The sequence below is a fragment of the Nonomuraea jabiensis genome (genome assembly GCF_014204795.1).
In the GTDB taxonomy this organism is placed as follows: domain Bacteria; phylum Actinomycetota; class Actinomycetes; order Streptosporangiales; family Streptosporangiaceae; genus Nonomuraea; species Nonomuraea jabiensis.
In genome coordinates this window covers 11,256,058-11,276,921 of record NZ_JACHMB010000001.1, presented here as the reverse complement: position 1 = coordinate 11,276,921, position 20,864 = coordinate 11,256,058, and the positions used below count along the sequence as shown (strand labels likewise).

Genomic DNA, 20,864 nt, shown 5'->3' with positions numbered 1-20,864 from the left:
TCACTCTAACGTCCCGGCGTACCGGCGCTGCCCTCTGGCGCCGGTACGCCGGGAGGGCCGTGGCCGCGCAGCCGGTCCATCTCGCGCCACTCGGGACGCAGCCCCGTCAGGCTCGTGACGAGCGCGTAGGCGATCCCGCACGACACCAGCACCGGCGCCAGCCCGGCCGCCGTCACCGCCGCCCCGCCCAGCAGCCCGCCCAGCGGGATGCCGGCCCACATCACCGCGCCCTGCAGGGCGCCCACCCGGCCGAGCAGGTGCCGGGGGACGCGCTCGTACGAGATCGCGCTCAGGATCGGGTTGAGGAACCCGCCGCTGAACCCCATCACCACCCACGCGGCCACCAGCCCCCACACCGGCATGTCCACGGCGAGCATGAGGAACTTCGGCGGCCCGCCGAGCAGGAACGCCACGAAGAGCACCGGCCTGCGCCGCATCCGGTGCGCCACCGCCGAGGCCACCAGGCTGCCCCCGACCGCGGCCAGCCCCATCACGCTGACGCTCAGCCCGAGGACGGCGGGCCCGTGGCCGGACTCCTTGGCCCACACCGGCGCGAGCACCTGGCTCCAGGCCGCGTCCAGCAGGTTCGTGGCGGCGACCATGGCCATCATCGCGAGCAGCAGCGGCTCGCCGCGCAGGAACGCGAAGCCCTGGCCGAACCGCCGCCAGTAGCCCTCCTCCTCTTCGTGCTCTGGGGCGCCGGGGGCGCGGTGTCCGAGGCCGCGCGGCAGCGCCACGGCCACGACCGCCGATCCGAGCGCGAACAGGGCGGCGCTGACGCCCAGGCTGGGCAGCGAGCCGAGCAGCGCCACCATCGCGCCGCCCGCCCCCGGTCCCACGGTCACGGCCAGCCGCTCCGTCACGCCCATCAGCCCGGTGGCCCGCTCCAGCGGCAGCCGCCCGCGTTCGGCCGCCTCCGGGATCATGATCTCCTTGGCCAGGTCGCCCGGCCCGCGGGCCGCGCCGATCACCGCGACCAGCGTGACGATCACGCCCAGCGGCAGCAGACCGAGCGCGTGCAGCACGACCATCGCGGCGGCGGCCGAGGCACTCACGACGTCGGCGACCCACGAGATCCGGCGCGGCCCCGCCCGGTCCACGAGCGGTCCCGTCAGCGCCTTGACCAGCACGTACGGGGCCATCTCCGCGAACGCCACCAGCCCCGTCCACACCGCGCTGCCGGTGGTCGTCAGCACGAACCAGGGCAGTGCGATGGCCGAGACCCGCGTCCCGGTCATCGACACGGCGATGGCCGCCAGCACCCCGGCCATCGGCCGTAAGGACCCGCGCGGCTCCATCACGGCTCCTCGGGGTCGTCCAGTTCGGGGATGACCTGCGTCATCAGGTAGACCCGGACCGCGTCCGGCGGCGCCTCGTCGCCGTCGCGCCGGTAGCGCGCGAAGAGCTCCGCCACGTCCGCGCGCAGCCGCTGCGCCTCCTCCGGGGTGAGGCGGAACGGGATGGCGCTGAGGTCGAGCACGCCGCGCCACGGCTGCGGCATGGTCTGCAGCTCGTTGAGCGCCTGCTGGGTGCGCAGGTTGTAGAGGGCGGCGATGGACTGCATGTACGCCAGCACCGCCTCAGGCTCCCGCTCGGACAGCCCGTCGTCGTCGACGAGCCGGGTCGTCCGGTGGACCGAGCGCCACCAGCGCTCCCGCGCGTTGCCGCGCTCGGCGTCCTCCTCCACGAACCCGGCGGCGCCGAGCCTGCGCAGGTGGTAGCTGGCCGTGCCCGAGTTCACCCCCAAGCGTTCGGCCAGGCGGGTGGCGGTGGACGGGCCGTGCTTGCGCAGCAGGTCGACGAGCTGCACCCGCAAGGGGTGGGCGAGGGCGCGCAGGCCCTTGGCGTCGAGGACGACCACGCTGTCGGGGGATCGCGTCATGACACGAAGCCTAAACTGCAAACACTTCTTCGCAAACACTTCTTCGCGAAGAAGTGTTTGCGGTTTCCGGTCTAGGGGACGATCACGTCGCGCAGGAGCCTGCGGCCGGCCGGCCGGCGCCGCCACTCCCGGGGGTAGCCGAGCGACACCTCCTCGAAGCGCACCCCGTCGTACCAGGTGACGCGGGGGATATGGAGGTGGCCGTAGATCATGGCGGCGGTCGGGTGACGCGTGTGCCAGTCCCTGGTGGCGGTCGTGCCGCACCACTGGGCGAACTCCGGGTAGCGCAGGATGTCGGTCGGCTCGCGTACCAGGGGATAGTGGTTGACGAAGACCAGCGGCACGCCGTCCAGCCCGGCCAGGCGCCGCGTGGTCAGCTCCACCCGGGCCCGGCACCACGCCTCGCGGCTCGGGTACGGGTCGGGGTGCAGGAGATACTCGTCGGTGCAGACCACGCCGGTGCTGTGCGCGTACGCGAGCGCGCTCGCCTTGGTGCGGTGGCCCGGCGGCAGGAACGTGTAGTCGTAGAGCAGGAACAGGGGCACGATCCGGACCGGCCCGCCGGCTCCCTCCCACACCGGATAGTCGTCCTCCGGCGTCACGACGCCCAGCTCGCGGCACATGGCGACAAGATGGTCGTAGCGGGCCACGCCCCGCAGCTCCGGCGGGTCTCCCGGTGGGGTCCACAGCTCGTGGTTGCCCGGCACCCAGACCACCCGCTCGAACCGCGCGGCCAGCAGGCCCAGCGTCCGGGCGATGTCCTCCAGCCGTTCGCCGACGTCGCCCGCGACCAGCAGCCAGTCGCCGGGGTCGGCCGGTTTCAGCTCCTCGACGATGGCCCGGTTCTCCTCGTAGCCGACGTGCAGATCGCTGACGGCCAGCAGCCTGCTCCCGCCTTCGCTGGGCAAGGGACGTCCCTCCTTCGCGTCAGAGGACGGGGGCGTTGTCCCCTGTGACGATCATGTCATCCGTCATCCTGGGCAACATGGCCGCGACCTCGCCCGCGAGGTGCGGGTCGGCACGGAACGCCTCCATGATCGCCAGTTTCAACGCCGCGCGGCTCGGCTCGTCGTCCGGCTTGGCGCTCGCCACCGTCTCGATCACCTGTCTGGACGCGGCGTCACCGCGGCCGAAGACCCGCTGCAGGATGCGGGTGCCGCGGGCCACGGCCGTGTCGGCGGCCAGCTCGCGGGTCTTGGCCAGCACGCTCACGCCGTAGGCGTCGATCGCCGAGGAGACGAAGGGCATGAGGCGGTTCACAATGTCCATGAGACCCTCCCGTAGGTCCTTATGGAATGGACGAGATGGTAGCTTCCGGAGTCGGCCCGGCAAGGGCATAACCTGTCGAATGTGCCTGCGCCGTACCTGACTCTCACCTCCGTCGTCGAGCACGAGACGGAGGCGAAGCGCTCGCGGTTCATCTGCGCGCTGGCGCCCGCGCGCAGCGTCGAGGAGGCGGTCGCGTTCATCGGCGAGCGGCGGCAGAAGCATCCCGGCGCGACCCACAACTGCACCGCGTACGTCATCGGGCAGCGCGTCCAGAAGGGCGACGACGACGGCGAGCCGGGCGGCACGGCGGGCACGCCGATGGTGCAGGCCCTGGTGGGCAGGGGGTTCAGCGACGTGGTGGCGGTGGTGACCCGCTACTTCGGCGGCACCCTGCTGGGGGCGGGCGGGCTGGTGCGGGCCTACGGCTCCGCCGTGACCGAGACCCTCGACCGGGCCGAGCCGGTGCGGATGGTGCCGGCCCGCGTCGTGCGCGTCGCGGTGGCCCACGACCAGGCCGGGAGGGTGGAGAACGACCTGCGGGCCTCGCGCCACCCGGTGCGCGAGGTGACGTACGCGGGCGAGGTCACCTTCGCCGTCTCCGTGGGCGAGGACGAGGTGGCGCCGTTCGCGGACTGGGTGGCGACGCTGACGGCCGGGCGGGCGCGCGTGGACGTGGGCGAGGAGATCCACGTCCCTGCCTGATCACACTGTCTGATCACACTGCCTGATCAGCCCTCCAGCGCGTACTGCATGACCCTGAACTTGGCCTGGGCCTCGGCCAGCTCGGCCGCCGGGTCGGAGTCGCCCATGATGCCGCCGCCCGCGAACAGGCGGGCCCGGCGGCCCTGCACGAGCCCCGAGCGCAGCGCGATGCCCCACTCGCCGTCGCCGTGGGCGTCGATCCACCCGACGGGCCCGGCGTAGCCGGCCCGGTCCATGCCCTCCAGCTCGCGGATGACCTCGATCGCGGTGGGGGTGGGGGTGCCGCCGACGGCGGCCGTCGGGTGCATGGCGGCGACCACGTCGAGAACGGAGGCCCCGTCGGCCAGGCGCCCGGTGACGTGGCTGGCCAGGTGCTGGACGTTGGGCAGCACCAGCAGCTCGGGCTCGTCCGGTGTCTCCAGCGAGGCGCAGAGGGGGGCGAGCGTCTGGCGGACCGAGGCGATGGCGCACTCGTGCTCGTGCCGGTCCTTGGGCGAGGCGAACAGCGCGGCCCCGCGGGCGAGGTCGTCGGCCGGGCCGGTGCCGCGCGGGGTGGTGCCGGCCAGCACGAGCGACTCGATCTCCTGGCCCGTACGCCTGATCAGCAGTTCGGGCGTGGCCCCCACCAGCCCCGCGACCGAGAACGTGTAGCACTCGGGATAGCGCCGGGCCAGCCGGGTGAGCAGCAGGCGCACGTCGATGGGCCGCTCGGCGGTGGCGACCAGGTCGCGCGCCAGCACGACCTTCTCCAGCTCGCCCTCGCGGATGCGCTTGGCGGCCCTGGCCACGACGTGCTCCCACTCGGGTGCACTCAGGCTGCCGTCGCCGTAGCTGATGCGGCCGGGGTCGCGGATGGGGGAGAACGTCTCCAGCGGCGCGTCACCGATCGTGGTGAGCCAGGCGTGGCCGTCGCGGCGGGCCAGCACGGCGCGCGGGACGACGAGGACGGAGCCGTGGGCGTCCTCGTCGAAGGTGAAGCTGCCGAAGGCGACCGGGCCGGAGCCGGGGGTGCGCACGGCGTCGTCGACGTGGGCGTCGCCGAACACGGTGGCCAGCCACTGGCGGGCCCAGGCGAACCGCCCCGGGCCCGGGGGCACGGCCACCCGTGCGGCCTGCCCCCAGCCGACGAGGCCCTCGCCGTTCCTGACCCAGGCGTAAGGGGCGGTCCTGGGCAGGGATGCCAGCAGGTCGCCCGGGTCGCCGACAAGGGTGGTGCGAACCGGTAGCGGGCGGGTTGTTCCGAGCGCGACACTCACCCAAGACACTCTATGCGGGAACTGAACACGTTCGACTCAGACCCCCGTGAATGCGAGGTTACGGTCAACGAACCCGGATAAAACCAGACGTTGAGCTGCATTTACCCCATCCTGATCGGGTCCGGGCTGTCAAGCGACGATATGAAGTCGGTCCTGAAATCACAGACCTGACCCGGACGTCATGGCCCGCCGCTGATCCGCTTCCTACCTTGGGTCCATGATCGCTCGCCTGGGCTCAGTCCTCGCCGCAATGCTCCTCGTCTCCGCCACGGGTCCGGCACAGGCCGCCGCGGCCCAGCCCGTCCCCGAGATCATGGCCGCGCTCGGTGACTCCATCTCCACCGGCTTCAACGCCTGCGGCTTCTACGTCTCCTGCACCCCGCGCTCATGGTCCTCCGGCGACAACCCCCAGGTGAACAGCCACTACCTGCGCCTGTCGGCCATGGCTGGAACGCTCCAGAAGCACAACCTCACCTTCGCCGTCCCCGGGGCCACCAGCGCCGACCTGCTCGGCCAGGTGCGCAAGGCCGTCGAGGCCAAGGCCGACTACGTCACGATCCTCATCGGCGCCCAGGACGCGTGCGTGCGCACCGAGCAGGCCATGACGCCCGTCGAGACGTACCGGCAGCGGATGGACGCGGCGCTGGCCGAGCTGCGGGCCGGCATGCCCGCGGCCCGGGTGTTCATCGCCAGCATCCCCGACCTGCGGCGGCTGTGGGAGGTGGGCAGGACCACCCCGCTCGCCCGCACGTTCTGGACGGCCGGCCGCATCTGCCAGTCGATGCTCGCCCAGCCCACCTCGACCAAACGCGCCGACGTCCAGCGGCGCCAGCGGGTGCGGGCGCGGGTCATGGCCTACAACCGCGCGGCGGCCCAGGCGTGCGCCAGGTTCGGGCCCGGCTGCCACACCGACGGGGGCGCGGTGTTCTCGTACCCGTTCACGCTCGACCACGTCAGCAAATGGGACTACTTCCACCCGAACACGGACGGGCAGCGGATCCTGGCCGAGCAGACGTTCGAGCACGGCTTCACCTGGGAGGACCCCCGGTAGCCCGGCTCATCAGCGGCACTGGGCCAGCATCATCCTCTTGTCCGCCGGGGTGACGGGCACGTTGTACTTGAGCGCGACCTGCGCGAAGCGGGTGACGTACGCGCAGCGGACGCGCCGCTGCGGCGGTAACCAGCTCGCCGGGCCGGAGGCGTCCTTCTGCTCGTTGGCGTAGCCGGCCACGGGCAGCAGGTTCAGCGGGTCGTTGGCGAAGTCCAGCCGCTTGGACATCCGCCAGCGCGGCGCGCCCATGCGCCACGCGTAGTTCAGCGGCACCACGTGGTCGACCTGCACCTCGTCCGGGTTGTTCTTGTGCCAGTGGATGGTCCGGCCGGTGTAGGGGTCGACCAGCTCCATCGAGACGACCTCGCAACTGGAGCCCGACCGGTACTTCACGTTCTGGCCGTCGCGGGCCAGCAGGTCGTCGCGGGTGCGGCAGCCGTTGCGCGCGTACGGCACCCCGCTCGCGGTGTCGGCCCAGTTGTCGCCGTACCGGGTGCGCTCGTAGCCGGTGTTGGGGCCGAGCCCTTTGACCCGCACGCGTTTGATGAGCTCGCGTGCCCTGCCCTTGTCGGCGTCCGACGTGATGGGCGCCAGACCGGGCCGCGTCCCGCTGGAGTTGCCCAGCGGGCTGGCCGCCGTGGCCGGGGAGGTCTTGGCGCTGCCGACGAAGGAAACGGCGATGATGGCTCCCGCTAGAAGGGCGATGGCGTCCTTCGTGCTCAAGCAGGCCTCCGAACATCCAAGGTTGTCTAGAGAAATTCCCGGCATCAGGTCTTTCGACACGGGGAGGGTTATGTGACTGATCGTCACACCCCTCCCGGCTCGGCTGACCTGGAGAACACCCCCAACGACCTCCCGACCCGCGCCCTAGCCATCGACGACCCGCACGACGTGCGACCTCGGCTCCGACTCGATGAGCCGCTGGTGTACGTCAGCCTGTCGCTAGGTTCGGCGCGACGGGGAGGACGAGGCGGGTGCCGCCGGCCCCGACGAAGACGCTCTGGTCGGCGACGGCGAAGTCGTCCGGGGTCGCGTCGGCCGGTTCCGCCATCGTCTGCGGGTTGCGGTCGAAGCGGGGAAAGTTGGACGAGGCGATCTGCAGGCGGAGGCGGTGTCCGGCCGGTACGACGTGGGCGAGCGAGCCCAGCGGCAGCCGGTAAGACTCCCGCCGCCCGGGCCGCAGCGGGACGGCCTCACCCCCGTGCCGGTACCGGGCCCGCACGATGCCGTCGACGAGTCCGACCGACCGGCCGGCCCCGTCGACCTCGGTGAGGCGCGCCGTCCAGTCGCAGTCCTCGGCCGACGAGGCCGCCTCCAGGTGCAGGACCACCTCGCCGGCGATGGTGAGGCCGGCGGCCAGCGGTGCGGAGGTCAGCACGAGCACGTCGTCCCGCGCCTCGATCCCGGCCTGGTCCTTGGGGCCCGAGTTGCGGCCGACGAGCAGCCCGGGCAGGAACGTCGCCCCGCCGGTGGTCGGCACCGGGTTCGCCGGATCGGACCGGTAGGTGAGCGTCGCCGGCTCGCCCGCGCCCTCCCGCACCAGGCTCCCGTCCGCGCCGAGCGTCCACGAGCTCGGTGTGGTGCCTGGCGGCGGCCAGGACGGCAGGTCGTGCCACGTGTTCGAGCCGGTGAAGAAGATCCGCGCCTTCGGCAGGTCCGGCTCGCGGCGCTCGGCGATCGCCGAGAAGAACTCCAGGTGCATCGCGGTCAGGTCGAGGGCGCCGGCGTCGGCGTCGTATCCGTGCCAGCCGTCGCCCTGCCACCCGCTGAGGTTGCCGTGCGACCAGGGGCCGACGACGAGGTACTGGAGCCGGCGCGCCTCCTCGGTCGCCGCCTGCTCGCTGAGCCCGCGGTAGTTGCGCAGGGTGCCTTCGAGGAAGATGTCGTTCCAGCCGCCGATGTGCAGTCCGGCGACGTCCATCCGCCCGTACGCCAGGGACGGGTCGATGGCGTCCCAGAAGCCGTCGCGGGACGGGTGGGCGAGCCAGTCGCGCAGGTAGGGCGCGAGCGCTTCGAGGTCCGTCCGCCGTATGGGGAGCCGGTCCATGGCCCGCCAGGGATCCCGGGCGAGCTCCGCCAGCAGCGTCCGTACCTCATCGGTGGACCGGCGGCGGTCCAGGTCCGGCGGAGCCAGCGACTCGATGATCCACAGCAGGACGAACCCGAGTTGCAGCGCCCCGCCGCGGTAGGTCCAGCCCTCGTAGTAGCCGGAGCCGGTCAGCTGGGGCGCGACGGCGCGCAGGCCCTCGGGCGCGGCCGAGGCGGCCAGCAGTTGGGTGGCGCCGATGTAGGAGGCGCCGTACATGAACACGTCGCCGTTGCAGAAGTCCTGCTCCAGCAGCCAGGCGACGGTGTCACGGCCGTCGGCCGCCTCGTGCGCGAACGGATCGAAAGTCCCTTCCGAGGCGTAGCGCCCGCGCGTGTCCTGCACGACGACGGCGAACCCGGCGTCGAGCGCACGCACGATCTCCAGCCCGACGATGTGCTGTGCCATGAACGAGGACGACTTGTCGTACGGCATCCGCTCCAGCAGCACCGGCACCGGACCGTCGCGGTCGGGCAGCCAGATGTCGGCACGGAGCCGGACGCCGTCGCTCATCGGCACGTCGGCGTTCCGCCGGACGGTGTAGGTCGCCGCCCTCATCGGCGCCCGCTCAGCAGCTTGGCACGCGCTCATCGGCGCCCGCTGAGCAGCTTGGCACGGAGCCGGTCGAAGGCGACCGCGAGGATGAGCAGCGAGCCGGTGGCGACCTGCTGCCAGGACGAATCGACGTTCATCAGGGTGAGACCGTTGCTGAGCACGCCCACGATCAGCAGGCCGATGATCGTGCCGAACACGCTGCCCGTGCCGCCCTGGAGGCTGGTGCCGCCGAGGATCACCGCGGTGACCGCGGCCAGTTCGAGTCCGGTGCCCGTGGTGCCCGACGACGACCCGATCAGCGAGGTGTTGAGCAGCCCGGCCAGCGCCATGCAGAGCCCGGAGATGACGAACGCCAGGAACAGTTTGCGCTTGACCCGGATGCCGACCAGGCGCGCGGCGTTGGCGTTGGCGCCGATGGCGTACATCTCCCGCCCGTAGACGGTGAAGCTCATGAGCAGCGCGAAGACGACGGCCACGCCGACGAACACCAGCGCCGGCACCGGGATGTCGAGGAACGGCCGGGCGATGGCCCAGTCGAATCCCTCCACCGCGATGTTCTGTCCCTTACCCACCGCGAGCGTGAGCCCGCGGAAGATGGCGAGCGTGCCGAGCGTCGTGATCAGCGCGTTGATGCCGAGCACGTTGACCAGGAAGCCGTTGAGCAGTCCGATGGCGATGCCGCCCGCCACCGCCACCAGGACCGCCTGGGCCGTGCCCAGATGGGGCTGCAGCTCGACCAGGAGCAGGCCGACGAACCCGACGCCGCTGCCCACGGACAGGTCGAACTGCCCTGAGACGAGCAGCAGCGTGGCGCCCGCGGCGAGCACGCCCGTGATCGAGATGGCCGTCAGGATGTTCGCCGCGTTGTCCCAGTTGAGGAAGTACTTGGAGTTGGCGCTGAAGAAGACGATCTCCAGGATCAGGAAGACCACGAGCGCGGCGCTGTTGGGGATCCGGGCGAGCGCGGATGCCCGGCCGGCCGGCGATCCCGGCGCCGGATCCTGGCCCGCGGCCACCGCCGCGGATCCCGGCGTGACGGCACTATCGGACACTGAGAGCTCCTCCTGCGGATTCGGTGAGTCGGTCGGTGGTGACGTCGGCGCCGTCGAGGACGGCCACGATCCGGCCGCGCACCATGACCGCGGCCTGGTCGGCGACCGCGACAATGTCCTCGTAGTCGGAGGACGCGACGACGACGGCGGTCCCGTCCGCGGCGAGCCCGCGGATCGCCTGGTAGATCTCCTGCCGGGCGCCGACGTCGACGCCCCGGGTCGGTTCGGACAGCACGAGGACGCGGGAGCCGCACTCCAGCCAGCGGGCGAGCAGGACCTTCTGCTGGTTGCCGCCGGACAGGGTGCCGATGCTCTGGCGGGGGTCGTCACGCGAGCGGATCGACAGGGCATCGTGCCAACGCCGGTACGCCCGCGCCTCCCGGCCGCGGCTCATCAGACCGCCCCGCCCGGCCAGCCGCCGCCAGCTCGGCGCGGCGAGGTTCTCCGCCACGGGCCGGCCCGGCAGCACGGCCTGGCCCTGCCGGTCCGGGGGCAGGAAGCCGATGCCGGCACGGATCGCGTCAGCCGGTGCGCGCAGCTGGAGTGCCTTGCCGTCGAGACGGAGCTCGCCCGCCGCCGGCCGGCGCATGCCGAACAGGGTCTCGGCCACCTCGGAGACGCCCGAGCCGACCTTGCCGTAAAGGCCGACCACGGCGCCCGGCGCGGCCGACAGCGACACGTTCGCGAAGTTGTCCCCGGACGCCGCGTGCAGGCTGAGCCCCGCGCCGGCGGGCGGGGCCGGAGCGGCCGCGCCCGCTACGAAGCGGCGGGCGGCGACCGCCCGGCCCACCATGGCCTCCACCAGGCCGGCCGTCGTCACCTCGGCCACCGGCCGGTCGAGCGAGATGCGGCCGTCGCGCAGCACGCACGCGCGATCGGCGACGCGGAAGACCTCGTCGAGCCGGTGGGTGATGTAGACGATCGCCACGCCGGCCGCGCGCAGGTCGGCGATCAGCTCGAACAGCCGCCCGGCCTCGATGTCGGACAGTGCCGCGGTGGGCTCGTCGAACAGCAGGCACCGGCTCTCTCCCGCCAGGGCCCGGGCGATCTCGACGATCTGCCGCTCGCCCAGCCGCAGGTCGCTGACCAGCCGGTTCAGCGGGATGTCGGCGCGCAGCCGGGCCAGCAGCCCGGCGGCTCGGCGGCGCGTCTCCTTCCGGCTCACCACACCGTACCGGCGGGGCCACGCGCCCAGCACGACGTTCTCGGCCACGGTCAGGGTCCCGGCGTCGGCGATCTCCTGCGAGATCAGCCGGATGCCGGCGGCCCGCGCGTCGGCCACGGAGCCGAACCGGCGGCGCTGTCCGTCGATGACGATCTCGCCGCTGTCCGCGCCGTGGTCACCGGCCAGGATCTTGACGAAGGTGCTCTTGCCGGCGCCGTTCTCGCCCAGCAGGGCCACCACCGAGCCGGCCTCGGCGGTGAAGTCGATGCCGTGCAGGACCTTGACCGGGCCGAAGGACTTGGTGATGCCGCGGGCGTTCAGGAAGGACATCGCGGCCCTCCTAGCAGGCGTACGACGGGTAGTACCGCTTGACCGTCTCCTTGGTGACGAACTCGTGCGGCACCAGGAGGTCGGCCGGCAGCTTCTCGCCCTTCATCGCCTTGATCAGGTTCGGCACGAGGAGCTGGCCGTACTTCTCCGGGAAGTACGCGACGCTGCCCAGCCAGTGCGGGGCGGTGTAGATGACGCAGTTCTTCGGGTTGAGGTTCTGCACGCCGAGGTACAGGTCGTCCATCCGGTTCTGGACGCGGGCGGCGGCCAGGGCGCCGATGATGACGTCCTCGTTGATCCCCACGACGATCACGTGCTTCGCCCCCGGCAGCGCGGTCAGCGTGTCGGTCATCAGCCGCTGCGCCGGCTCGCTGAGCCCGCCGGGCCCGGTGTCGAGCGTGCGCAGGTCGTGGATCGCGCCGCAGACGCTCTCGAAGCCCTTGCGTATGCCACCCATCCGCAGCTCGTTGACCTGGCCCACGGCCTTGGACTCGAGCGAGACGAACGCGTCGTACTCGCAGTTGTTCTGCTTGGCGAAGAAGAGGCCGACGTTGTAGCCGACGAGCTGCCCGGCGTACTCGTTGGCGGCGCCCACGAAGGTCGTCTGGCACGGCTTCTGCTCGATGTCCACGGCCATCACCGGCACCGGCGGGCCGGCCGCGCAGATCCGCGGGGCGGCGTTGGCGTCCGCCTGGAACGTGATCAGGCCGTTGACGTTCTGGGTCTTGAACTGCTTGGCGCAGTCGAGCGCCACGGCGGCGTCGGCCTTGGAGTCGCAGGTGATGAGCTTGGCGCCGGCCTTCTTGGCCTGCTCCTCGACGCCGCGCTGGACGTCCTGCGGAAAGCCGACCGCGAGGTTCAGCTGGGTGAAGCCGATGGTCAGGCCCGCCCCGCTGCCGGGAGCGGCGTCCTCGAACGTGGCGACGCCCGACGGCGCGGTCGGCGGGGGCGCGCTGGCGCCCGCTCCTCCGCTGCGCACCGCGGACGTACCCGAGTCGCCGCCACCGCACGCGGCCAGCGAGGCCGCCAACGCGAGGGACGCCGCGGCGGCGGCGACCGCCCGCGCCCGACTCCGAACGAACATGGATCCTCCAGTGGGGGTGAGGTCTCGGGATTGCCGCACTGTGCCGCGGAGCGGGGTATCGTGACCAATCTGAGGCTGATCACAGCGGGGTGATTCCGACACGTTGCGGAAACCTTCACGCAACGCGGAAGCCCGCCACCACCCGACACCTGTCGGCTATTACCCGACATGCGTCTGGTGGCCGACCGGCGGGCCCGACCTCGACGATGGGAACCATGAGAGACGCAGGCAGGGTTCGGGCGCGCATGACCGGTCCACCCCCGCCCTTCGACGCCGAGCTGGCCGCCGGGCTCGCCATCGTGCAGGGCGGCGCGCCGGTGACGCTGACCCCGGACCTGATCGGCGCCCTGCGCACCGGCCACGTCGCCGCCCACGAGGTCGGGGACGACGGTCTGCGGCGGGGCGGCGCCTACACCTTCGCCGACCACGTCGTGCCCGGCTCACCCGGCGCCCCGGACGTCACCGTGCTGGTCTGCACACCGGCGGCCGTGGACGCGCCGGCCCCGGTGATCTACCACATCCACGACGGCGGCATGGTCGCGGGCACGCGCCGGTCCGGCATGACGCCGATGCTGGATCTCGCGGAACCGCACGGCGCGATCGTCGTGTCGGTGGAGTACCGGCTCGCGCCGGAGCATCCCTACCCCGCCCAGGTGGATGACTGCTACACCGGGCTGAGCTGGATCGCCGAGCAGGCCGACGACCTGGGCGCCGACCGGGACCGCATCGTGATCGTGGGGGTCAGCGCCGGCGGCGGCCTCGCGGCGGCGGTCACGCTGCTGGCCCGCGACCGGAAGGGGCCCGCCGTGTACGGCCAGCTGCTCGGCTACCCGATGCTGGACGACCGCAACGACAGCTACTCCACGGTCCAGATGCGCGGGTTCGGCGTCTGGGACCAGACCTCGAACGAGACCGGCTGGCGGGCCCTGCTGGGCGCGGCCTACGGCAGCGCGGACGTGCCGCCCTACGCGGCGCCGGCGCGGGCCGTGGACCTTTCCGGGCTGCCGCCCGCGTACATCGACGTGGGCTCGGCGGAGATCTTCCGCGACGAGGCCATCGCGTACGCGGACCGGATCTGGCAGTGCGGCGGCGACGCCGAACTGCACGTCTGGCCCGGCGGCTTCCACGCCTTCGACGCCTGGATGCCGCAGGCCGCGCTCTCCCAGGCCATGACCCGCGCCCGGCAGGACTGGTTGCGCCGGCTGCTGGCGACCTGAGCCGGCGAGCCCGCACAATGAACAGATGAGAGAGCTGGTCGGCCGCCTGGAGGCCCTGGACCCGGACGCCGGGGCCGCGCTGCGGGTGATCACGTTCTTCGACCAGCTGATCGAGCGCCGCGCAGGGCTGGAGAACGTGGTCCGCGGCGCGGCCGTGCTCTCCGGCCGTCCGGCCGTCCTCATCGACACCGACCGCAACCTCAGGATCCGGGTGACGCCTGACGGGACCCGCACCGAGCAGCGTCCGTCCGGGCCCGAGGCGGGCTGGTGCCGGCTGACCGTCGATTCCCACCTCACCGTCTATCTCGAACATCCGGGACCGGCCGGTCCGGTCGAGGCGATGGTGCTCGAACGGGCCGCGATGTCGGCGCGCACCATCCTCGACCGCACGCGCAGCCGGGCCCGGCCACGCTCGCACCACGACGCCGAGCTGGTGGAGGTGCTGCTGGACGACTCCGCCCCGGCCGAGGACCGCTACCACGCCGCGAAGCTGCTGGGGCTGGACCGGTCGGCACGCGCGCGCGTGATCGCCGGGTTCGACGGTTCGCTGCGGGTCGGCGCCGCTCATGAGGCGCTGCCGGACGGGGCGCGGGCCGGCGCCGGTCCCGCCGTGCCCCTGCTGGAGCTGCCTGCGACGGTGGCCGCGGCGCGGGCGGCGGCGCGGTTCACCGCTGAGGGCACGCCGGCCGATCCCGGCCCGCGGGTCGTGCTCGCCGAGGAACTGGGCGGCCTGATTCTGCTGGCCGCCGCGGTGGACGTCCAGCCTGTGGCCGTTCCCGACGTCGCCGCGGTTGAGCGTGCGGCGGCCACCGCCCCGTGGATGCCGCTGACCTTGGACGCCCTGGCCGGCGGCGCGAGCCTGCGCACGGCCGCCGCGGCGTTGCAGGTGCACCACTCGACCCTGCACGAGCGGATGGCCCAGGCCGAACGGCTGCTCGGCTGGTCGCTGCGCGAACCGTCCGGGCGGTTGCGGCTCAGCATCGCCCTCATGCTGCGCAGGCTCTACCGCAACAAGGCCCCGCATCCCTGACCGCGCTCGCGCGTCCGGCATCGCGACGGCCGGATCGTCAGTCCATGATCACGGCGGAGCGCAGGGCGGCGCGGATGCTGGTGACCGGGTCGCCGTGGTGGTAGATCCGCTCCGACGGTTCGATGCCGTCCAGGAACTCCTGGTAACGGACGGCGTAGGCCAGGTGGGACAGCGGTTCGGCGATCGCGAGCGCCCGGGCCGCCTCGCAGCCGGGGACGTGGGCCGTCCACGCCTCGATCCACGCCTGGGCGGCGGCGGGTCGTCTGGCGGGGGGAAGCCAGTCACGGGCCCGTATTCCGTCCAGCACCGGGTTGCCGAGGTGCGCGTCGGCGAAGTCCACCACGGCCGGCGGGCCGCCGTCGCTGCGCCAGTTTCCCGGGTGGAAGTCGCCGTGCACGACCGTGTCGGGCAGGCCGCACTCGGCCAGCAGGGGCCACCGTTCGACCAGCTCGTAGGCTCCCGCCAGCTCCTCGGCGGTCAGCTCGCGGCCCACGTCACCGGCGAGCAGGTCACGGACCCGGTCGGCGACGACGCCTGCGCGCCGGTCCGGCAGGGCGGGCGGGATCGCGCCCGCCAGCTGGGCCTGCGCGGCGACCAGCCGCGTCACGGCGCTGTCGACGATCTCGACGGGGGCGTCCCAGCAGTCCTCGCCGGGCAGATGCTCCAGCAGGAGCCGCCCCGGTCCGGACGCCACGACCGTGGGGACCAGGCCGGGGTCCGGCGCCGCGAGCAGGCCGATGGCGGCGGCCTCGTCGGTGGCGAAGTGTGGCGTGGCCTTCAGCCACACCGGTCCTTGGGCGGTGGGCAGGAGGAACAGTCCGGCCAGATTCCAGGTTTTGCGTTGCCGGATCGGCCCGGTCAGCGGCCGTCCGGCCGTCTTCAGCGCGTCCGCCGCCCAGTCGAGCAGCTCCCGCAGGCCGTCGATCCGCGCCCACGGCGCCCGCAGCCGCTCGGGGTTGTCCAGCACTCCGAGATCGGTGGGCAGCGCGGCCGTCAGCCGCCCGGGCTCGGGCCGCTCCAGCGCTTCGACGTGATAGGTCACATGACCATCGCGGGCGCCTTCGCCGCCGTCCACGCTCAACAGGCGCAGCACCAGCACCTCTACGCCGAGCACCTGGCGCAGGTGCGCGATGACCGGCTCCACCTCGGCCCACCACGGCACCTCCACCGCGAACGGGCCGACGACACCGAGCCGCTCCTCACCCGATGTGACCCACGCGCTGACCGTCCTGCCCATCGGCCCAGTCTGATCGCTCCCCGCAACGTTCGCCACGCAATATCCGGCCGGCGCGGCACCTGGAAGAGCGACGCCCAGGACGGCCCGGTCAGGGCCGGCCTGGGCGACGATCGGACGCGCCGCTACTGTGAGGCGCTGGGGATGGCGAGGGGATCGCGGGGAGCGTCGCTCTTGGCCTCGGCCATCTGCTCGCCCAGCTCCTGCAGCCGCTTGCGGCCCATGGCCTGGCGGACTTCGGGGAACCAGTCCTGCTCTTCTTCCTTGATGTGGTGGCGCACGTTCTCCATCAGGACGGTCATCTTGGCGTCGTAGCGCTCGTCGGCGGGGTCGAGGTTCTTGAGCTCCGACAGCATCCAGACGACGACGTGATGCTCCTCGACGCTCTCCAGGACGTGATCGGTGGTGTCGGGGGCGCCTGAGCGGACGGCCGGGTAGAAGATCGTCTCTTCGATGTAGGTGTGGACGGTCAGTTCCTCGATGACCTCGGCCACGATCTTCTGCTTGTCCTGATGGGCTTCGGAGTCGGTCTTCTCGAACTGCTTGAACAGCTTCTCCACGGTTTTGTGGTCGTCTTTGAGCAGGACGATGGCGTCCATGGACGATCTCCTCGGGCTGGACGGTTGAGAAGGGACGGTTCGGGCGGGTGAGCGGTCAGACGTTGAAGATGCTCACCCCGCCGGGGCCGACCAGTAGTCCGACGACGATCAGGACGATGCCCCACAGGATGTCGCGGCGGGCCACGAGTACGTAGACGCCGGCGACGACGAGGATGACGGCGAGAATCCAAAGGAGGGTAGCCATGGACGGGCCACTGCCCTGAACCTCGGGACGGAAACGAGCGGATATCCAACACGCCCCTACGGCCGGAGTCGCGGCGATGATCTCTCTCGACGTCCTGGTGCTCGCCACGTACGCTCGCCGATATCGCGGCAGTCATCCGGCAGCTAGGAGTCTCATTCATGCATCAGCTCAGCAGGCGAGGGTTGTTCACGGTCGCGGGCGTCGCCGCTCTGGGCTCCACGGGCGCGCTGCTCGGGGCGTCCCCCGCCAACGCGGCGGTGCCGGACTCGCCGCGGTTCGACCTGAGCGGAGCGGGAGACAACCCGGTTGCGAAGAAGTCGTTGCACGCCAACTGGGTGATGCAGTCCTTCGCGTACGACAACGTGCACCAGCACCTCTACTTCGCGCAGGTCAACACGGAGAACTCCGACCGTGCCAACGCCGGCGACCTGTGGATCACCAAGACCGACACGGAGGGGAACGAGCTGGGTTCGATGGCGTTGCACAACTTCGGGCACGGGGTGTCGATCGCGGTCGAGCCGTACGACGGGTCGGTGTACCTGTGGACGGAGTGGATGTCGAGCTCGAGCGGGTTCGGCACCAGGATCGGACGGTTCGCCTTCGCCGACGGCACCGTCCTGGAGAAGACCAGCAGCGCGGTCCAGGACCGCACGCCCTCCATCGGCGACACCATGATCAACCCGCAGCCCGCGATCGACCCCTCCACCGGCAGACTGCTCGTACGCTACAAGACCGGCGAGGACCAGCCGCGCATCGTCGCCTTCGACCTCGCCGACGCCCGCGCGGGCCGCCTGGCCACCCAGCACCGCCTCGCCGAACGAGCCCTGCCGTCCCGCGGCGCCTGGGGCGCGGCCAACCCGTTCCAGGGCTTCACCGCCTACGGTCGCTACGCCTACCTCCTGGAAGGCCGGGCGGGCGGCCCGTCGTACATCTCCGTCGTCGACCTCAACGGCACCGGGCAGTCCACGGTGGTGGACCGGTGGGAGACCACGGCCGGGCAGTCGCTGCCGGGCCGCGAGCCGCAGGGCATGGCCGTCTGGATGCACCCCACCGGACCACGGCTGGCCTTCGGGTTCCACTCCAACACCGGCGGTGTACGGCAGGCCAGCGTCTTCGTCAAGACCCAGTTCGTCTGAGCGGAAGATCGAAGTTCGCCTGCCCCCCGGACCGCATGCTGCTGGAAGCCCCTGGCACGGACGGTCCTGTATGCCGAGGTAACGTGCCTGGTGTGACCGAACGCCCGATCGACCCGGACGTCGATCTCCACATCCCGGCGCAGCGCGCCGAGCTGCACTGGCCGGTGCTCGCCGCGATCTCGGCCGGGGGCGCGCTGGGCGCGCTGGCGCGCTTCGGCCTGCAGTCGGCGCTGCCGTCCGGGCCGGCGGACTTCCCGTGGGCGACGTTCCTCGTCAACGTGTCGGGGTGCCTGCTGATCGGCGTGCTCATGGTGGTGATCACGGAGGTGCGGCCGGCGCACCGCCTCGTGCGGCCGTTCCTGGGGGTGGGGGTGCTGGGCGGGTACACGACGTTCTCCACGTACGCGGTGGACATCCAGCGGGCGGTCGCGGCGGGGGCGCCGCTGACGGGGCTGGTCTACCTGGCGGCCACGCTGGTGGCGGCGCTGGCGGCAGTCGTGGCGGGCATGTGGCTGACCAGGCGGATCGCCGGGATGCTGGCGGGCGTGCGATGACGGTGCTGCTCATCGTCCTCGGGGCGGCGCTCGGCGCGCCGCTGCGCTATCTCGCGGACCGGGCCGTGCAGGCGCGGCACGACACGGTGTTCCCGTGGGGGACCCTGACGGTGAACGTGGCCGGCTCGGCGCTGCTGGGCTTCCTGGCCGCGCTGCCCGCCGGCGGCGGGGCGATGGCGCTGGCGGGCACCGGGTTCTGCGGGGCGCTGACCACGTACTCGACGTTCGGCTACGAGACGGTGCGGCTGGTGGAGGAGGGCGCCCGCTTCCACGCGGTGGCCAACGCGGCCGCCGCCGTGGTGGCCGGGCTGGGCGCGGCCTACTGCGGGGCGGCCCTGGCGCAGGCCCTGTAAATGGGCCCCGTAAAGGGGCCCTGTAAATGGGCCCGGTAAATGGGTCGCCGGTGCCCCTGCCGCGATGGCAGGATGGCCCGGCAGCCGTCCGCCGACGATCAGGAGCATGAGATGCGGTGCCTCGGAATCTCCCAGCGCCCCATTGGCACGAGAGTTCCCGAGGACTTCCAGCACCGTGCACATCCTGAACATCGGCATCCTCGCGCACGTAGACGCGGGCAAGACCAGCCTCACTGAGCGGCTGCTGTTCGAGACCGGGGTCATCGACCGGCTCGGCAGCGTGGACGAGGGCAGCACACAGACCGACTCCGGCGAGATCGAGCGCCGTCGCGGCATCACCATCCGCACGGCCGTCGCCTCCTTCGCCCTGGGCGACCTGCGGGTCAACCTGGTCGACACGCCCGGCCACGCCGACTTCGTGGCCGAGGTGGAGCGCGCGCTCGGCGTGCTCGACGGCGCCGTGCTGGTGCTGTCCGCCGTCGAGGGCGTGCAGCCGCACACGCGGGTCCTGATGAAGACCCTGCGCAGGCTGCGGCTGCCCACGCTGATCTTCGTCAACAAGATCGACCGGGGCGGCGCCAGGGAGCGGGAGCTGCTGGCCGACATCCGGCGGCGGCTCTCGCCGTACAGTGTCGCCCTGAACACCGTGCGGCACCTGGGCACCAAGGCGGCCGTCACCGCCGGCGTCGCCTCGCCCGAGGCGGCGGCCGAGGTGCTGGCCGAGCGCGACGACGGGCTGCTGGAGCTGCTCGTCGAGGGCAAGACGCCCGACTTCGGCCAGGTACGCGCGGCGCTGGCGCGGCAGTGCGCCGCCGGGCAGGCGCATCCGGTGCTGTTCGGCTCGGCGCTGACCGGGCAGGGCGTCGGCGAGCTGCTCGACGCGGTCCACCTGCTGCCCGCCGTGACCCAGCCGGCCGGGGACCCGGAGGAGGCGGCGCGGGCGACGGTGTTCGCGATCGAGCGCGCCCCGTCCGGGGAGAAGGTGGCCTACCTGCGGGTACGCGCGGGCGCTCTGCGAGCGCGCGAGCACCTCACCTTCCACCGGGGACGGCACGCCTACGACGGCAGGCTGACCGCGCTGGCCGTCGCGGGCTCCCCAGGGCGGCGGCAGGCGGTGGCCGGGGACATCGTCAAGGTCTGGGGCGTGCCCGAGATCCGCGTCGGCGACCACCTGGGGGAGCCCGGGCCCGCTCATCAGGCCCATTTCACCCCGCCCAGCCTGGAGACCGTGGTCCGGCCCCGCGTCCCCGGCCAGGAGCCGCGCCTGCACGCCGCGCTGCTCGCGCTGGCCGAGCAGGACCCGCTGATCGGCACCCGCACCCTGGCCGGCGGCGAGACCTCGGTCCTGCTGTACGGGGAGGTGCAGAAGGAGGTCATCGGCGAGACCCTGGCCAGGGACTTCGGCGTCGAGGCGGTCTTCGAGCCGAGCCGGCCCGTCTACTTCGAGCGCCCGTCCGGCACCGCGGAGGTCGTCGAGGAGATCCAGCGCCAGGGCCGCAACGAGTTCATGGCCACCGTGGGCCTGCGCGTCGAGCCGGGGCCGAAGGGCTCCGGCGTCGGCTACCGGCTGGAGGTGGATCTCGGCTCGCTGCCGCTGGCCTACCACCGGGCGATCGAGGAGAGCGTGCGCCTGGCCCTGGGTGAGGGCCCGCACGGCTGGCCGGTCACCGACGTGCTCGTCACGGTGACCAGGACCGGCTACGCCCCGCCCGTCACGGTCGCGGCCGACTTCCGCGGCCGGGCCCCGGCCGTGCTCATGCGGGCGCTGCGCCTGGCGGGCACCACCGTGTACGAGCCGTGCCACCGGTTCGAGCTGGAGGTGCCGCTGGAGACGTTCGGCGCGGTCACCGCCAAGCTCGCCATGCTGGGCGGTGAGCTCCGCGACACCGGCCGGCGCGACGACACCTGGGTGCTGGAGGGCGAGATCCCGGCGGCCGCGGTGCACGAGTTCGAGCAGCGGCTGCCGGGGCTGTCGCACGGAGAGGGCGTCTGGTGGTCCGCGCCGGCCGGTGATCGGCCGGCCAGATAGGTGGTATGTCGGGTTTCCGGGCTAGATGGGTATTAAGTGGCACAGTGCACCATTCCGGTGCGCATGTCCGTACAG

Annotated in this window: 21 protein-coding genes; 8 read left to right on the top strand and 13 right to left on the bottom strand. The window is 72.3% G+C overall.

Annotation, left to right across the window (positions count from 1 at the left end):
• Window positions 1-5: 5 nt before the first annotated feature.
• The 4 genes from HD596_RS51550 to HD596_RS51535 form a co-directional block, all read right to left on the bottom strand.
• Entirely contained in the window at window positions 6-1,298 is a 1,293-nt protein-coding gene (locus HD596_RS51550; protein ID WP_185076777.1) for an MFS transporter, read from the bottom strand.
• Window positions 1,298-1,882, bottom strand: coding sequence for an ArsR/SmtB family transcription factor (locus tag HD596_RS51545; RefSeq protein ID WP_185076776.1), 585 nt, complete (start codon window positions 1,880-1,882; stop codon window positions 1,298-1,300). Before HD596_RS51545 ends, HD596_RS51550 begins: the two co-directional genes overlap by 1 nt.
• A gap of 71 nt (window positions 1,883-1,953) precedes the next feature.
• Complete coding sequence (locus HD596_RS51540) at window positions 1,954-2,790, bottom strand: metallophosphoesterase family protein (protein WP_185076775.1); 837 nt, start codon at window positions 2,788-2,790, stop codon at window positions 1,954-1,956.
• Between the two features lie 19 nt (window positions 2,791-2,809).
• Window positions 2,810-3,151: a hypothetical protein gene (locus HD596_RS51535; RefSeq protein ID WP_185076774.1), complete on the bottom strand. Its 342-nt coding sequence runs from the start codon at window positions 3,149-3,151 to the stop codon at window positions 2,810-2,812.
• Between the two features lie 81 nt (window positions 3,152-3,232).
• Between HD596_RS51535 and HD596_RS51530 the strand changes: the two genes are divergently transcribed.
• A complete protein-coding gene (locus HD596_RS51530) occupies window positions 3,233-3,853 on the top strand; it encodes a YigZ family protein (RefSeq protein WP_185076772.1) in 621 nt (206 codons plus the stop codon).
• Between the two features lie 26 nt (window positions 3,854-3,879).
• On the opposite strand, the gene HD596_RS51525 is transcribed toward HD596_RS51530, so the two are convergent.
• Window positions 3,880-5,109 (bottom strand): isochorismate synthase, encoded by a 1,230-nt coding sequence (locus HD596_RS51525; protein ID WP_185076770.1) that lies wholly within the window; start codon window positions 5,107-5,109, stop codon window positions 3,880-3,882.
• Between the two features lie 217 nt (window positions 5,110-5,326).
• Between HD596_RS51525 and HD596_RS51520 the strand changes: the two genes are divergently transcribed.
• The gene (locus HD596_RS51520; protein WP_185076768.1) at window positions 5,327-6,160 is read left to right on the top strand and encodes a GDSL-type esterase/lipase family protein; all 834 of its coding nucleotides are present in this window, start codon (window positions 5,327-5,329) and stop codon (window positions 6,158-6,160) included.
• A 9-nt stretch (window positions 6,161-6,169) separates the two neighbouring features.
• Here HD596_RS51520 and HD596_RS51515 read toward each other — a convergent pair whose 3' ends face one another.
• The 5 genes from HD596_RS51515 to HD596_RS51495 all read right to left on the bottom strand — a co-directional run bounded on the left by HD596_RS51515 (window position 6,170) and on the right by HD596_RS51495 (window position 12,432).
• Window positions 6,170-6,883, bottom strand: coding sequence for an HNH endonuclease family protein (locus HD596_RS51515; RefSeq protein WP_221519994.1), 714 nt, complete (start codon window positions 6,881-6,883; stop codon window positions 6,170-6,172).
• 208 nt (window positions 6,884-7,091) lie between these two features.
• Window positions 7,092-8,804: a CocE/NonD family hydrolase gene (locus tag HD596_RS51510; protein ID WP_185076766.1), complete on the bottom strand. Its 1,713-nt coding sequence runs from the start codon at window positions 8,802-8,804 to the stop codon at window positions 7,092-7,094.
• A 29-nt stretch (window positions 8,805-8,833) separates the two neighbouring features.
• Window positions 8,834-9,853 (bottom strand): ABC transporter permease, encoded by a 1,020-nt coding sequence (locus HD596_RS51505; RefSeq protein ID WP_221519993.1) that lies wholly within the window; start codon window positions 9,851-9,853, stop codon window positions 8,834-8,836.
• Window positions 9,843-11,348 carry a sugar ABC transporter ATP-binding protein gene (locus tag HD596_RS51500; RefSeq protein ID WP_185076765.1) on the bottom strand — a complete coding sequence of 502 codons (1,506 nt, stop codon included), beginning with the start codon at window positions 11,346-11,348 and terminating at the stop codon, window positions 9,843-9,845. Before HD596_RS51500 ends, HD596_RS51505 begins: the two co-directional genes overlap by 11 nt.
• A 10-nt stretch (window positions 11,349-11,358) precedes the next feature.
• Window positions 11,359-12,432: a sugar ABC transporter substrate-binding protein gene (locus HD596_RS51495; protein WP_185076763.1), complete on the bottom strand. Its 1,074-nt coding sequence runs from the start codon at window positions 12,430-12,432 to the stop codon at window positions 11,359-11,361.
• Between the two features lie 245 nt (window positions 12,433-12,677).
• On the opposite strand from HD596_RS51495, the gene HD596_RS51490 reads away from it, so the two are divergent.
• Window positions 12,678-13,649, top strand: a complete 972-nt coding sequence (locus HD596_RS51490) for an alpha/beta hydrolase (protein WP_185076761.1) — start codon at window positions 12,678-12,680, stop codon at window positions 13,647-13,649.
• A 25-nt stretch (window positions 13,650-13,674) separates the two neighbouring features.
• Window positions 13,675-14,679 (top strand): helix-turn-helix domain-containing protein, encoded by a 1,005-nt coding sequence (locus HD596_RS51485; protein ID WP_185076759.1) that lies wholly within the window; start codon window positions 13,675-13,677, stop codon window positions 14,677-14,679.
• A 37-nt stretch (window positions 14,680-14,716) separates the two neighbouring features.
• On the opposite strand, the gene HD596_RS51480 is transcribed toward HD596_RS51485, so the two are convergent.
• From HD596_RS51480 to HD596_RS51470, 3 genes are all read right to left on the bottom strand, one after another.
• Entirely contained in the window at window positions 14,717-15,916 is a 1,200-nt protein-coding gene (locus HD596_RS51480; protein WP_185076757.1) for an aminoglycoside phosphotransferase family protein, read from the bottom strand.
• A gap of 122 nt (window positions 15,917-16,038) precedes the next feature.
• Complete coding sequence (locus HD596_RS51475) at window positions 16,039-16,512, bottom strand: hemerythrin domain-containing protein (RefSeq protein WP_185076755.1); 474 nt, start codon at window positions 16,510-16,512, stop codon at window positions 16,039-16,041.
• A gap of 55 nt (window positions 16,513-16,567) precedes the next feature.
• Window positions 16,568-16,717, bottom strand: coding sequence for a GPGG-motif small membrane protein (locus HD596_RS51470; protein WP_185076752.1), 150 nt, complete (start codon window positions 16,715-16,717; stop codon window positions 16,568-16,570).
• Between the two features lie 158 nt (window positions 16,718-16,875).
• On the opposite strand from HD596_RS51470, the gene HD596_RS51465 reads away from it, so the two are divergent.
• The 4 genes from HD596_RS51465 to HD596_RS51450 all read left to right on the top strand — a co-directional run bounded on the left by HD596_RS51465 (window position 16,876) and on the right by HD596_RS51450 (window position 20,789).
• On the top strand, window positions 16,876-17,853 hold the full coding sequence (locus HD596_RS51465) for a phage baseplate protein (RefSeq protein WP_185076750.1): 978 nt from the start codon (window positions 16,876-16,878) through the stop codon (window positions 17,851-17,853).
• Window positions 17,854-17,945: 92 nt separating this feature from the next.
• Complete coding sequence (gene crcB, locus HD596_RS51460; protein ID WP_313046766.1) at window positions 17,946-18,407, top strand: fluoride efflux transporter CrcB; 462 nt, start codon at window positions 17,946-17,948, stop codon at window positions 18,405-18,407.
• The gene (gene crcB, locus HD596_RS51455; RefSeq protein ID WP_185076746.1) at window positions 18,404-18,760 is read left to right on the top strand and encodes a fluoride efflux transporter CrcB; all 357 of its coding nucleotides are present in this window, start codon (window positions 18,404-18,406) and stop codon (window positions 18,758-18,760) included. Before crcB (HD596_RS51460) ends, crcB (HD596_RS51455) begins: the two co-directional genes overlap by 4 nt.
• Window positions 18,761-18,935: 175 nt before the next feature.
• Window positions 18,936-20,789 (top strand): GTP-binding protein, encoded by a 1,854-nt coding sequence (locus HD596_RS51450; RefSeq protein WP_313046764.1) that lies wholly within the window; start codon window positions 18,936-18,938, stop codon window positions 20,787-20,789.
• Window positions 20,790-20,864 lie beyond the last annotated feature (75 nt).

Excerpts from the sequence above, each read along its gene's own strand:
- HD596_RS51550 (WP_185076777.1), bottom strand. The coding sequence starts at position 1,298 with ATGGAGCCGCGCGGGTCCTTACGGCCGATGGCCGGGGTGCTGGCGGCC.
- HD596_RS51545 (WP_185076776.1), bottom strand. The coding sequence starts at position 1,882 with ATGACGCGATCCCCCGACAGCGTGGTCGTCCTCGACGCCAAGGGCCTG.
- HD596_RS51535 (WP_185076774.1), bottom strand. The coding sequence starts at position 3,151 with ATGGACATTGTGAACCGCCTCATGCCCTTCGTCTCCTCGGCGATCGAC.
- HD596_RS51520 (WP_185076768.1), top strand. The coding sequence starts at position 5,327 with ATGATCGCTCGCCTGGGCTCAGTCCTCGCCGCAATGCTCCTCGTCTCC.
- HD596_RS51510 (WP_185076766.1), bottom strand. The coding sequence starts at position 8,804 with ATGAGGGCGGCGACCTACACCGTCCGGCGGAACGCCGACGTGCCGATG.
- HD596_RS51500 (WP_185076765.1), bottom strand. The coding sequence starts at position 11,348 with ATGTCCTTCCTGAACGCCCGCGGCATCACCAAGTCCTTCGGCCCGGTC.
- HD596_RS51495 (WP_185076763.1), bottom strand. The coding sequence starts at position 12,432 with ATGTTCGTTCGGAGTCGGGCGCGGGCGGTCGCCGCCGCCGCGGCGTCC.
- HD596_RS51490 (WP_185076761.1), top strand. The coding sequence starts at position 12,678 with ATGACCGGTCCACCCCCGCCCTTCGACGCCGAGCTGGCCGCCGGGCTC.
- HD596_RS51485 (WP_185076759.1), top strand. The coding sequence starts at position 13,675 with ATGAGAGAGCTGGTCGGCCGCCTGGAGGCCCTGGACCCGGACGCCGGG.
- HD596_RS51480 (WP_185076757.1), bottom strand. The coding sequence starts at position 15,916 with ATGGGCAGGACGGTCAGCGCGTGGGTCACATCGGGTGAGGAGCGGCTC.
- HD596_RS51475 (WP_185076755.1), bottom strand. The coding sequence starts at position 16,512 with ATGGACGCCATCGTCCTGCTCAAAGACGACCACAAAACCGTGGAGAAG.
- HD596_RS51470 (WP_185076752.1), bottom strand. The coding sequence starts at position 16,717 with ATGGCTACCCTCCTTTGGATTCTCGCCGTCATCCTCGTCGTCGCCGGC.
- HD596_RS51465 (WP_185076750.1), top strand. The coding sequence starts at position 16,876 with ATGCATCAGCTCAGCAGGCGAGGGTTGTTCACGGTCGCGGGCGTCGCC.
- crcB (WP_185076746.1), top strand. The coding sequence starts at position 18,404 with ATGACGGTGCTGCTCATCGTCCTCGGGGCGGCGCTCGGCGCGCCGCTG.